Here is an 11992-nt window from a genome sequence, read left to right as displayed (position 1 = left end):
TGTCTATGGGGATTCAGCCGGACAGCAGTCCGTTCGGATCGCAGACGGTGACGGGCCCGGGGTGGCCCAACGTCAATGAGGAACAGCTCGAAGAAGCTGCCGCCCACTATACGAAGCTGGCCACCAAGATCAGCGGATCAGTGGTGCCCCAGCAGACCAGCCAGCTGATGAACCTCACCGACCAGTGGCAGGGCGCGGCTTCGCTGGCGGCGGCGGGCGAGGCCGGCACCATCATCGGCGGCCACGAGGCCAATGGCGCGCAGGCGGCGGCCATCGCCGTCAAGCTGCAGTCCATGGTGGCCGCGGTCGTCAAAACCAAGAACCTGGTGAACGCCACCGCCGAGGAAGTCCAGGCGGAGTGCATGGCGCTGTCGGCGGCGCCGTTCCCCAACGTGCAGGAACTGATCCAGAGCCGGATCAAGATGGGCCTGTCCCAGAACATCGCCGCGGTGACGGCCAGTGCCACCGAGGTGGCCAACTTCGTCGGCGCGCCCCCGAGCATCCCGACGGCCGGCGTGCCGCCGCAGGTGGCGCAGACCGCGCAGAAGACCGCGGAGTCGGCGGGCAAGGGCGGCGACCAGATGGGCCAGATGATGGGCCAGATGATGCAGATGGCCGGTCAGCTCCCGCAGATGCTCGGGCAGCTGCCGCAGCAGGCCATGCAACCGCTGCAACAACTTTCGCAGCCGCTGCAGCAGTTGACGTCCCTGTTCCAGGGCGGCGGTCAGGGCAAGGCCGGCCTCGGCGCGTCGCCGTTCGGCGCGTTCTCGAATCATCCGCTGGCCGGTGGTTCCGGGGCCGCCCACGGCGCGGGGTTGATGAAGGGCGGCATGCCCGGCGGTGGCGGCGGTGGTGTGGGCGCGGCTTCCGTGCAGACGCCGCTGCTGGCCAAGATGGTCGGCCCCGGTCCGGCCGGACCCGGGGTGATGCCGGCGAGCGCCGCGGCCGGCATGGGTGCCGGCGGCCTGGCTCCGGTCGCGGCCGCCGCGGGTGCGGGTGGCGCGATGGGTGCCATGGGCGGCATGGGGCACCGCGAAGGTGGTGGCGGCGGGGGCCGCATCACCCAGCTGGCGGTGCCCGAAGCGCTCGAACACGGTTCCTATGACGAAGACATCGACGACGACTGGTGAGTAGGGGGGATATCTGATGTCGATAATGCAGACACCGGACAACATCAGCTGGAACACGGCTTCCGTCGAGCTGCCTGACATGCCGATGATCCAGCCCGGCGAGGACGCCATGAGCGCGACCATCGCCGCGATCCTGCCGGCCATGGCAGCCGATATGACCGCCAATGTGGCGTCGCTGCAGGCCAAAGAAGGCATGTTCTCCGGCAAGGTCGGCATGGCCCAGTCGGCATACGACAACGCCGACAGCAAGGGCGGCGAGGGCGTCGGCCAGATGGGTCAGATGCTCGGCCAGCTCGGTCAGATGGGGCAGCAGGCGGGCCAGATGGCCGGCCAGGGTGGCGGTCTGGGCCAGATGGGCCAGCAGGCCGGCCAGTTCGGTCAGATGATCCAGCAGGCCATGGGCAAGGGCGGCGGCAAGGAAGGCGGCATGCCGGGCGGCGAGCCCCCGGAGGGCCAGCCCGGTGGGCCGGCCGGCGGCGGTGCGCCCATGTCACCCGAGCAGCGTCAGGCGCAGCAGGACGCCCGGGAGAACCAGCAGAACGACCGGCAGTCCCAGCAGGACGCGCGCCAGCAACAGCAGGACAACCGGCAGTCGCAGCAGGATCGGCGCGAGGCCCAGCAGGACGCCCGCGATTCCCGTCGGCACACGTCTGCTCCGGCTCCGGCGGCACCGCCGGCGGCGGGTCCCAGTGCGGGCTCGCACAACGCCGGTCCGGCGCCGGTCGCGCCCGTGGCCCCGCCGCCGCAGCGTGGCGGTGACGTCGGCCGTCAGATGTAGTTACCGAAACAACAAGCCAGACAACGAAATTGGGGCCAGTCGCGAAATCGCGACTGGCCCCAATTCGATGGTTGACCGTTAGGAAGCCGGGGCCGGAGCGGGGGTCGGGGTGACCGGCGCAGCCGGAGCGGCCTGCTGGTTACCGGCCGGGGCGGTGGTGCCCTGGCCCGCGCTGGAGGCCGGCTGGCCGGCGATGGCCTGGCTCGGGGCCGGAGCCGGCGCCGGGGTCAGCGGAGCCTGCGAGACGGCGCCACCGGCAGTGGCAGCGGTGCCCGGGCCGCTTTCGGCGGCGGTGGGCACCGGAGCGGCCTCCGGGGCCTGGCCGGCGGCCGGAGGCGTGGCCGGGGTGCCCGCGGGGGTGCCCGCGGGGGTGCCGGCCGGACTGCCCGCCGGAACCTGGGCGCCGGCCGGAGCCGGAGCGTCAGCAGCCGAGGTGCCGGCCGGGGCCGGAGCAACCGCCGGGGTGCCGGCCGGAGCCGGAGTACCGGCCGGGGTGGCGGCAGGGGTCTCACCGTTCGGCGTCGCCGCCGGAACCTGACCGGTGGTGGTGCCGGCCGGAGGCTGCGCGCCCGCGGCGGCGGGAACCGAGCCGGCCGGGGTGGCGCCGGGCACGGCGCTGCCGAGACCGGCAGGAGCGGCCGCCGGGGCGGCAGCAGGAGCGGCGGCGGGAGCGGCAGCGGGCGCCGGGGTGGCGGCCGGGGCAGTGCCACGAGCCGGAGCGGCGGCGGGAGCGGCACCGGTGGCGGCTTCGGTGCCCTGCCACTTGAGCACCTCGCGGTCACCGTCGGTGTACACGACGCTGGTCGGCGCGGCGCCCGTCACATCGAAGTAGACCTTGCCCTTGGACTCCTGTCCCTCGGAGAGACCGGCGGGGTTGAGGCCCTGCGGCGTGGCCGCGCCCCACAGCACGCGGTAGTTCTCACCGTCGGCGGTGCGGGCGTTCAGGTTCGGCACGAACGGCTGGGAGCTACCGCGCTCAGCGGAGTACTCGGCCGTCGCTTCCCAGAGCGTGCCGTTGAGGTGCTGCGACAGCACGTCGGTGCTGGGCTTGAGGTTGCTGATCTGCCATTCCGCGACGGTGTTCCCGTCGACGAGCTTGCCGTCCTTGCCGAACGCAATGGTGGTCGGAGCGGGCGACACACTTGCGGGCTGAGTCGAGTCGGCCACGGCGAACGGCGTCGCGATCAGGCCGAATGCGGCGGCTGCGCCGATGGCGATGGTGATCTTGCGGGTACTCATGGTGATGTGGCTCCTTTGTCTCCAAGTCGTCCGACGGGCGGCTTCCCCCACGGAAGTTGCGTCACGAGTAATTGGACAATTACTGACTACTACGAAAACTAGCAGGTTAAGCGTCAGCTGTGGATACAGGTGGACGCGACAGCGGTGACCCGGCCGCTGCCCCTGGTTTGCCGGAATCGGCCGCCGAACAGGCGGCCGATTCCGTATACGTCCTGGTCAGGACGCCGTGAGCTCGATTCCAGCAAGCACGACGACGTTGTCCCGGCTCGGCGCCGTCAGCACGCCGGTGATTCGTTCACCGTCACGCCAAAGGTTGGCCTGCAAGGTTTCACCCGGGATAACGGTGCCCGCGAAGCGCGCGCCGTAGGACCGGACCCGGCCGGCGTCGCCGTCGAGCACGTTGTCGACGATGGCCTTGCAGCCGATGCCGTAGGTGCACAGACCGTGCAGGATCGGGCGGTCGAAGCCGGCGGCCTTGGCGAACGCCGGATCCGAGTGCAGCGGGTTGCGGTCACCGCAGAGCCGGTACAGCAGGGCCTGCTGCGGCAGCGTGGGCAGCGCGATCTGCAGGTCCGGTGCGCGGTCGGGCTCGGCCGCCGAGGTCGACGGACCCCGGTCGCCGCCGAATCCGCCCTCGCCGCGGGCGAAGATGGACCGCTTCTGCTTCCACAGCGGAGCGCCGTCGAGGGTGGTCACGGTCGTCTCCGACCAGATGACGGCGGCCTTGCCCTTGTCCCAAATCTCGGTGAACTTGGTGACGGCACGGCCCGTGCCCGACGGCGGGATCGGCGCATCGGTGTAGATGGCCTCGCTGGCGTGCAGCACCCGGCTGAGCTCGATGTCGATGCCCGGGAACTTGACCGTCGGCGCCTTGGTCTCGTGGAAGCTCTGCGCCACGTTGCCGAACGTCGGCAGCACCTGCGGCTTGTCGTCGATCAGGTAGCGCAGCTCGCGCTCGCTCATGGGGTCCGCGCCGGCACCCAGGCCCAGGTGGTACAGCTGCACATCGCTGCTGCTCCACGAGAATTCGACGGGTGCGAGTTCGGCTCCGATGGCCTCATCGAGATTGATCGGCATGTCAGCCCTTTCCTGCCACGTGCAGTGCCGCGAGGTATCCGAAGGTCATGGCGGGGCCGATGGTCCCGCCGGGGCCCGGGTAGGTGTGACCCATGACCGGTCCACTGACGTTGCCAGATGCGTACAGGCCCTCGATCACCGAGCCGTCCTCGCGGAGAGCGCGGCCGTGGATGTCGGTGACGATGCCGCCCTTGGTGCCGAGGTCGCCGGGCACCATCTTGGCCGCGTAGAACGGGCCGTGCTTGATCTCGCCCAGGTTCGGGTTCGGCTTGTTGGTCGGGTCGCCGTAGTACCGGTCGTAGGCGCTGTTGCCACGGCCGAAGTCCTCGTCGACACCGCTGCGGGCGAAGCCGTTGAAGCGCTCGATGGTGGCCTTGAGCTCATCGACGGGCAGGTTGGTGAGCTCCGCCAGTTCCTCGATGGTGTCGGCCTTGACGACGACGCCGGCCTCGGTCCACTTCTTCGGGATGCGTTGTCCCGGCTGCAGACCCGCGAAGATGTAGCGGTTGCGGTACTGCTGGTCGAAGAGCAACCACGCCGGCACGTTCTCGCCCGGGCCCTCGCCCTGGCCGTACTGGCCGCCGTACATGTGGTGGCAGGCCTCCACGTACGGCATGGACTCGTTCATGAACCGCTTGCCGTTCATGTTCACGATGATGGAGCCGGGGGAGTTGCGCTCGGACAGGGCGAACCACGGGTTGTCGGGCAGCGGCACCGTCGGCCCCCACCAGGCGTCTTCCATGATTTCCAGTGCGGCGCCGAGCTTTTCGGCGGCCAGGATGCCGTCGCCGGTGTTGGCCTTGGCGCCCACGGTCCAGTCGGTGGTGATCGGCTGGCGCTGGTACTTGGTGCGCATCTCCTGGTTCTTCTCGAAGCCACCGCTGCCCAGGATCACCGCACGACGAGCCCGGATCAGTTGCGGCTCAGCGCTTTCCGGAGCGTTGGTGTCACGGACGTAGATGCCGGCAACCCGGCCGTCCTCGTAGTACAGGTCGGTCAGCGCGGTGTTCAGTTGCACTGGGACGCCGGCCTTCTGCAGGCCGATGCGCAGCGGCGCGATCAGGGCGCGGCCCATACCGACCAGGTTCTTGCCGGTGGCGCCGGCCCAGGTGGCGCGGATGCCGACCTTGAGGCTGCGCAGCACGCCCCGCGGGTGGCGCTTGAGCTGGTTGAGCCGGACGTAATCCTGTTGCATCACAACCATGTTCAGCGGGACCTTGCCGTACGCCGGCTCCAGGCCCTTTTCGTCGACGCCGAGCTTCTTGGCGTTGAACGGCTTGGGCTCGACGGACCGTCCGCCGGCGCGGCCGCCCTCGACCTCCGGGTAGTAGTCGGAGTAGTTCGGCACCCAGCACAGCTTCAGCGGCGAGTTCTTCAGAACGAAGGACAGCATCTCGGGGCCGCGCTGCAGGTAGGTGTCGATCTTCTCTGCGGGCACCACGTCGCCGACGATCTTGTGCAGGTAGGTGCGGGCTGCTTCCGGGGTGTCTTTTACCCCCGCACGCTGCAAAATCTCATTGTTCGGGATCCAGACGCCGCCACCTGACCGCGCAGTGGAACCTCCATAGTGTGGGGCCTTTTCTACGACTACTGTCGAAAGGCCCTGATGGGCTGCGGTGAGGGCGGCGACCATACCGGCTGCACCGCTGCCGACGACGACAACGTCGTACTCCTGTCCAGTCATGTAGAACACGTTATAGAATTGCCCGGCCTGTGGACAACTGCGCCGGTCCATGAAGTTAGGGGAATTCACGAATGCTGTCCGACAACGTGCGTGCCGAGCTCGCCGCCGCGCTGGCCCAAGCTGAGCGCAGCCGGGTCGCGATGTCGCCGATGACCGACACCTACGCCGACATCGACGTCGTCGACGCGTACGAGATCCAGCTGCTCAACATTCGTCAGCGGGTCGCGGAAGGTGCCCGCGTGGTGGGACACAAGGTTGGCCTGTCCAGCGAGGCCATGCAGAAAATGATGAATGTGGATGAACCCGACTACGGGCACCTCCTCGACGACATGCAGGTATTCGAGGACAAGCCCGTGCTGACCTCGAAGTACCTGTTGCCGCGGGTCGAGGTCGAGGTCGGGTTCGTGCTTGCCGATGATCTGCCCGGCGCCGGCTGCACCGAGGACGACGTGCTGGCCGCCACCGCTGCGTTCGCGCCGGCGATCGAGCTGATCGACACCCGCATCACCAACTGGCAGGTCAAGTTGTGCGACACCATCGCCGACAACGCATCCTCGGCCGGCTGGGTGCTGGGCAAGGAGCGGGTGTCCCCGAAGGACATCGACATTCGGAACATCGACGCCGTGCTCAAGTGCAACGGCGAGGTACTGGGCGAGGGCCGCAGTGACGCGGTGCTCGGCAACCCGGTGACCGCGGTGGCGTGGCTGGCGCGCAAGGTCGATCAGTTCGGCGTGCGTCTCAAGGCCGGCGACGTCGTGCTGCCGGGTGCCTGCATGCGGGCGTTCGATGCCAAGCCGGGTGACGACTTCGTCGCCGAATTCGCCGGATTGGGTTCTGTCCACCTGTCTTTCGCGTAATACCCAAAGTTTCTATAGAGGAGTGAGCATGCCGTCCAAAGCGAGCGTCGCGATCGTCGGCTCGGGAAACATCAGTACTGACCTGCTGTACAAGCTGCTGCGGTCGGACTGGCTCGAGCCGCGCTGGATGATCGGTATCGACCCGGAGAGCGAGGGCCTGGCCCGCGCCCGCAAACTCGGGCTGGAGACCAGCGCCGAAGGAGCGGACTGGCTGCTGGCGCAGAGCGAGAAGCCGGACTTCATCTTCGAGGCCACCAGCGCCTACGTGCACAAGGCGTACGCGCCGCGGTACGAGGAAGCCGGCATCCGGGCCATCGACCTGACGCCGGCCGCCGTCGGCCCGGGCGTGATCCCGCCGGCGAACCTGCGGGCGCACCTGGACTCGATGAACGTCAACATGGTCACCTGCGGTGGCCAGGCCACCATCCCGATGGTCTACGCGGTGAGCCGTGCCGTCGAGGCACAGGGGGGCGTGCCCTACGCCGAGATCGTCGCGTCGGTGTCGTCGGCCTCGGCCGGCCCCGGCACCCGGGCCAACATCGACGAGTTCACCAAGACCACCAGCGCCGGCGTGCGCGACATCGGTGGGGCGCGCGACGGCAAGGCCATCATCATCCTGAACCCGGCCGAACCGCCGATGATCATGCGCGACACCATCTTCTGCGCCATCCCCGAAGATGCCGACCACGCCGCCATCACGCAGTCGGTCAAGGACGTCGTCGCCGATGTACAGACCTACGTGCCCGGCTACCGGCTGCTGAACGATCCGCAGTTCGACGAGCCGTCGGTGGTCAACGGCGGTCAGCACGTCGTCAGCATCTTCGTCGAGGTGGAAGGTGCCGGCGACTACCTGCCGACCTACGCTGGAAATCTGGACATCATGACCGCCGCGGCCACCAAGGTGGGCGAGGAGATCGCCAAGGAAATCGTGGGAGTTAAGGCATGAGCACCGCACTGCAACCCGGAGACATCTTCTTCGACGCAGCCTGGGACGTCCGGATGACGGACACCTCGCTGCGCGATGGCTCGCACCACAAGCGGCACCAGTTCACCGGTGACGAGGTGCGCGCGATTGTCGGTGCCCTCGACAACGCCGGCGTCCCGGTCATCGAGGTCACGCATGGCGACGGGCTGGGTGGTTCGAGCTTCAACTACGGGTTCTCCAAGACCCCGGAGCAGGAGCTCATCACCATCGCGGCCGAGACCGCGAAGAACGCCAAGATCGCCTTCCTGATGCTGCCGGGCGTCGGCACCAAGGAAGACATCCGGATCGCGCAGGGCAACGGCGGCTCGATCTGCCGCATCGCCACGCACTGCACCGAGGCCGATGTCGCGATCCAGCACTTCGGCTTCGCCCGCGAGCTGGGCCTGGAGACCGTCGGCTTCCTGATGATGAGCCACACCATCTCTCCCGAGAAGCTGGCCGCGCAGGCCCGCACCATGGCCGACGCCGGCTGCCAGTGCATCTACGTGGTGGACTCCGCGGGTGCGTTGGTGCTCGAAGGTGTCGCCGACCGCGTCGGCGCGTTGGTCGCCGAACTCGGCAACGACGCGCAGGTCGGTTTCCATGGCCATGAGAATCTCGGTCTGGGCGTTGCCAATTCGGTCGAGGCCGTGCGTGCGGGTGCCAAGCAGATCGACGGTTCGTGCCGCCGGTTCGGTGCTGGTGCCGGTAACGCGCCGGTCGAGGCGCTGGTCGGCGTGTTCGACAAGATCGGCGTCAAGACCGGCATCGACTTCTTCGACATCGCGGACGCCGCGGAAGAGGTTGTCGCCCCGGCGATGCCGGCCGAGTGCCTGCTGGACCGCAACGCACTGGTGATGGGCTACGCGGGCGTGTACTCGAGCTTCCTCAAGCACGCGGTGCGCCAGGGCGAACGCTACGGCGTGCCCGCCCACGAGCTGCTGCTCCGTGTCGGCCAGCGCAAGCTGATCGGTGGCCAGGAGGACCAGCTGATCGACATCGCTCTCGAGATCCAGCGCGAGCGGGCCGAGGGCAAAGCCTAACTGCCGCAAGCGAAAACGCCGGCCGCCCCGAAAGGGACGGCCGGCGTTTTGCGTAGCCGGGTCAGCTGGTGACGGAATCCGTCGCGGTCTCGCAGCGGGCCACCAGCTCGGCCAGTGCCGCCGGCAGCCGGTCGGCGATGGCCTGCGGATCCTTCACCTGGTCAGTACAGGTGAGTACGCAGATCTGCATGCCGCCTTCGTAGCTCCAGCCGGTGATGTTCATGCCCATCGGGAAGACCAGCGGGCCGGTCGAGATCAGCTTCTCGACCGGGGCGCCGCCGAAGTACAGCGTCTGCTGCGGGCCACGCATGTTCGACGCGATCATGCTGAACATCGGGCGCTTCTTGACCTTCGCCCCGATGGTCGGCAGCACCCGCGAGTAGACCTTGAACAGCGGCCAGTACTCCATCCAGTCGTGCTGCAGCCAGGCGTCGCGCTCGCTCTGCACTTCGCGGGCCGTGGCGGTGTTCGCCGAGATGGCTTTCAGCCGCGCCACCGGATCGGCGATGTTGGTCGCGAGTTCGACGTTCCAGCGGGCGACCTTGTTACCCCACCGGTCGCCGTCCTGCGGGCGCATCGACACCGGCACCACGGCGGTCATGGTGTCGTCGCCGACGGGGCCGCGGGACGCCTGGTACTCGCGAAGGACGGTGCTGCACATGGCGAGAAAGACGTCGTTGACGCTCACGCCGAACGTCTTCGACACCCGCTTGATCTGATCCATCTCGACATTGACGAACGCAAAGCCGCGCCGGGCGGTCAGCGGCTCGTTGAACGGCAGGGCCGGCGGGATGAAGGCCTCGGCGTAGCCGGGCTTGCCCGCCTTCTGCCGGTTCTGGATGGTGCGCGTGACCTTCGCCGTGCGCGCCAGGACCTTCGGGAATTTGGCCAGCGACCTGACCTGCTGGCGCGCCACCATCGGCAGCCACTCGGCGGTCGGTGGCCGGTGCTCGTCAGGCGCCGGGCGGGCCGACGGCTCGGGCAGCCGGTCCGTGGGGTCCTGGCTGTAGAACTGCTCGAGCAGGTTCAGCGACGCCATGCCGTCGGCCACCGCGTGGTGGATCTTCAGCACGAGCGCGACGCGGCCGTCCGCCAGACCGTCGATGTACCACATCTGCCAGGCCGGGCGGTCCCGGTCGAGCGGCTCTTCGAAGAGTTTGGCGATCTCCGCGCCGAGCTCGCGATCGGTTCCCGGTGCGGCGGCGGTGGCGCGCTTCATGTGGTAGTTCAAGTCGCCGCGGGCGCGGGTGATCCACCACGGCCGGCCGGCACCGAACCGCGGCGACATCAGCTGCCACTGCAGGGGTTCGACGCGGTCGACGAGACCGGGCAGTGCGGCGCGCACGGCTTCGAAGGTGATGGGCTCGTGGCCCTGGGCCGGATCGAGTACGACGGCCTTGATGGTGTGCTGCGGCTGGACGGCACTCTCCCACGCCAGGAAGCTGTTGTCCTCGCCCGATAAACGTCGCATACATCACTATGAGGCCAAAAATGTGAGCCAGCGGACATGTTGTCTCGTTGATCGGGAACTACCTCTGAATTTCGGCTCACACCCCGTTTAGCGTGCTCACCATGAGCTGACTCGGCGTCGCGACGCGGAGCCCGAGGGCTCCGCCGGGTCGGTATCTGACTGAATGGAGTAGGGATATGCAACTGAGGAACAGCCGGGTTCTGGTGACCGGTGCCAGCCGTGGTCTGGGCAGGAACATCGCGCAGGCGATGGCGCGCCGCGGTGCCGATGTCGCACTCGTCGCGCGCAACGCCGAGCAGCTCGAAGAGCTCGCAAAGGAGTTGGGCGGCAAGGCATATCCCGCTGACCTGATGGATCCGGCGGCGGTCGAGCAGCTGATCGGCCGTGTCGAGGCCGACGGTCCCGTCGACGTCATCATCAACAACGCCGGTGTGGACCGCGTCGGCCGCTTCTACGAGGCGTCGTCGGAGGATGTGCGAGACCTGTTGCAGGTCAACCTGATTGCGCCCATGGAGCTGTGCCGCCAGGTGATGCCGGGGATGATCAAGCGCGGCCGCGGCCACATCGTCAACGTGTCCTCGATGGGCGCCATCTCCACCGGACCGGGCGTCACCCTGTACGGCGCCTCCAAGGCCGGCCTCAGCCACTTCACCGCCGGCATCCGCTCCGAGCTGCGCAACAAGCCCGTCAACACCACGCTGGTGCAGATCGGTGAGGTCAAGACCGACATGATCGATCACATCCGGTCGTTCGGCCCGGCGCGCCGCACCATCGAACGGTCGCTCAAGTTCCGGATGATCCCGCAGGAGCCGCTGGACGCCGACATGGTCGCCGAGGCCATCGCCGATGCCGTCGAGAAGGAGAAGAAGCACGTCATCCTGCCCAAGCGCATCGCGGCGATGGCGTACCTCACCGAGACCCCGCGCCGGGTGTCCGAGCTCATGCTGACCGGCATCGACCAGGACAGCGACTAGTCATGGACCTGGCCGGCAAGGTCGCGATCATCACCGGCGCGGCGCGCGGTCAGGGTGAGGCCGAGGCGCGGTTGTTCGCCGCGCTCGGCGCGCAGGTGGTGCTCACCGATGTCCTGGTCGACGAGGGGGAGGCGGTCGCTGCGTCGATCGGCGCCGCCGCCCGGTTCCAGCGGCACGACGTCGGCAGCGAAAGCGATTGGCGCGCAACGGTCGAGCTGGCGCTGAGCGAGTTCGGCCGGGTCGACGCGCTGGTCAACAACGCGGCCATCTGCACCGTCGAACCGCTGCTGGACCACACCGCCGAGTCGTGGGAGCGGCAGCTGCGCGTCAACCTGATCGGGCCGTTCCTGGGCACCAAGGCTGTCGTCGAGCCCATGCGTGCGGTCGGCGGCGGCTCGATCATCAACGTGTCCTCGCAGGCCGGTCTGCAGGGCCTGGCCGGCTACAGCGCTTACGGCGCCTCGAAGTGGGGCCTGCGGGGCTTCTCCAAGGTCGCCGCAATCGAGCTGGGCCCCATGGGAATCCGGGTCAATACCGTCTACCCCGGCATGATCGACACCCCGATGGCGGCGCACCTGCCGATCGAACGCGGCCCCGGCGGGCACCCCGGTGCGCCGCTCACGCGCGTCGGCGCCCCCGAGGAGGTCGCCGAGGTGGTGGCGTTTCTGGCGTCGGACGCGTCGTCGTACATGACGGGCGCGGACCTGGCGGTCGACGGCGGCGCGAGCGCGGGCCGGATCCCGGTCGTGCCCACCCAGCCACAAGCGACGTAGCG

11 protein-coding genes are annotated in these 11992 nt (G+C 68.5%); 7 read left to right on the top strand and 4 right to left on the bottom strand.

Annotated elements, in window-relative coordinates:
* Positions 1 to 5: 5 nt before the first annotated feature.
* Positions 6 to 1130, top strand: a complete 1125-nt coding sequence (locus tag ACZ5IQ_RS25610; protein WP_212813579.1) for a hypothetical protein — start codon at positions 6 to 8, stop codon at positions 1128 to 1130.
* Between the two features lie 16 nt (positions 1131 to 1146).
* The gene (locus ACZ5IQ_RS25605; RefSeq protein ID WP_133426436.1) at positions 1147 to 1908 is read left to right on the top strand and encodes a hypothetical protein; all 762 of its coding nucleotides are present in this window, start codon (positions 1147 to 1149) and stop codon (positions 1906 to 1908) included.
* A gap of 78 nt (positions 1909 to 1986) precedes the next feature.
* Here the strand turns inward: ACZ5IQ_RS25605 and ACZ5IQ_RS25600 are convergent, their stop codons facing one another.
* The 3 genes from ACZ5IQ_RS25600 to kstD form a co-directional block, all read right to left on the bottom strand.
* Positions 1987 to 3147: a DUF1942 domain-containing protein gene (locus ACZ5IQ_RS25600; protein ID WP_464480464.1), complete on the bottom strand. Its 1161-nt coding sequence runs from the start codon at positions 3145 to 3147 to the stop codon at positions 1987 to 1989.
* 216 nt (positions 3148 to 3363) lie between these two features.
* Entirely contained in the window at positions 3364 to 4224 is an 861-nt protein-coding gene (locus ACZ5IQ_RS25595; protein ID WP_020100792.1) for a MaoC family dehydratase, read from the bottom strand.
* Position 4225: 1 nt separating this feature from the next.
* Complete coding sequence (kstD, locus tag ACZ5IQ_RS25590) at positions 4226 to 5908, bottom strand: 3-oxosteroid 1-dehydrogenase (protein WP_133426438.1); 1683 nt, start codon at positions 5906 to 5908, stop codon at positions 4226 to 4228.
* 71 nt (positions 5909 to 5979) lie between these two features.
* Here kstD and ACZ5IQ_RS25585 point away from each other — a divergent pair, with 71 nt between their 5' ends.
* The 3 genes from ACZ5IQ_RS25585 to dmpG are packed head-to-tail and all read left to right on the top strand — an operon-like array spanning position 5980 to position 8772.
* Positions 5980 to 6765 carry a 2-keto-4-pentenoate hydratase gene (locus ACZ5IQ_RS25585; protein ID WP_020100790.1) on the top strand — a complete coding sequence of 262 codons (786 nt, stop codon included), beginning with the start codon at positions 5980 to 5982 and terminating at the stop codon, positions 6763 to 6765.
* A 28-nt stretch (positions 6766 to 6793) separates the two neighbouring features.
* Positions 6794 to 7711, top strand: coding sequence for an acetaldehyde dehydrogenase (acetylating) (locus ACZ5IQ_RS25580; RefSeq protein WP_133426440.1), 918 nt, complete (start codon positions 6794 to 6796; stop codon positions 7709 to 7711).
* Positions 7708 to 8772 (top strand): 4-hydroxy-2-oxovalerate aldolase, encoded by a 1065-nt coding sequence (gene dmpG, locus ACZ5IQ_RS25575; protein WP_406803696.1) that lies wholly within the window; start codon positions 7708 to 7710, stop codon positions 8770 to 8772. The genes ACZ5IQ_RS25580 and dmpG overlap by 4 nt, the downstream gene beginning before the upstream one ends.
* Positions 8773 to 8833: 61 nt before the next feature.
* Here dmpG and ACZ5IQ_RS25570 read toward each other — a convergent pair whose 3' ends face one another.
* Positions 8834 to 10243, bottom strand: a complete 1410-nt coding sequence (locus tag ACZ5IQ_RS25570; RefSeq protein WP_406801603.1) for a wax ester/triacylglycerol synthase family O-acyltransferase — start codon at positions 10241 to 10243, stop codon at positions 8834 to 8836.
* Between the two features lie 176 nt (positions 10244 to 10419).
* On the opposite strand from ACZ5IQ_RS25570, the gene ACZ5IQ_RS25565 reads away from it, so the two are divergent.
* Both ACZ5IQ_RS25565 and ACZ5IQ_RS25560 read left to right on the top strand, forming a co-directional pair.
* Positions 10420 to 11217, top strand: coding sequence for an SDR family NAD(P)-dependent oxidoreductase (locus tag ACZ5IQ_RS25565; protein ID WP_464480463.1), 798 nt, complete (start codon positions 10420 to 10422; stop codon positions 11215 to 11217).
* A gap of 2 nt (positions 11218 to 11219) precedes the next feature.
* Positions 11220 to 11990: a glucose 1-dehydrogenase gene (locus ACZ5IQ_RS25560; protein ID WP_464480462.1), complete on the top strand. Its 771-nt coding sequence runs from the start codon at positions 11220 to 11222 to the stop codon at positions 11988 to 11990.
* Positions 11991 to 11992: the final 2 nt, after the last annotated feature.

This window comes from Mycobacterium toneyamaense, from assembly GCF_055384815.1.
This window is presented reverse-complemented; position numbering and strand designations above follow the sequence as displayed.